1 protein-coding gene is annotated in these 221 nt (G+C 60.6%); it reads right to left on the reverse strand.

The annotated features are described in order from the left end of the window. On the reverse strand, positions 1 to 221 hold a 221-nt coding region (locus G8O24_RS44205), incomplete at both ends, for a hypothetical protein (RefSeq protein ID WP_210324932.1).

Raw genomic sequence — 221 nt, forward strand, 5'->3', positions numbered from 1 at the left:
TTGCCAGGTCGTCGAACTTGAAGCGGATCTTGTTGCCGACGCTGTTCAGCTCGTCGGCTGCGATCTTGTTGTTCTCGCGCGTCAGCGTAATGATCTCGCCGATACTGCGGCGCTGGCTGGCCTGAGCTCGGTCCAGAGCACGGCCAAGGACATCACCTCGCAATATCTCGCGGTCTCCACTTCGGTCAGCGCTTTCGTTGCCAAGCCGGAGCCGAAGACGG

Origin of the sequence: Bradyrhizobium campsiandrae (assembly GCF_014529705.1) — a bacterium.
Classification (GTDB): Bacteria; Pseudomonadota; Alphaproteobacteria; order Rhizobiales; family Xanthobacteraceae; genus Bradyrhizobium; species Bradyrhizobium campsiandrae.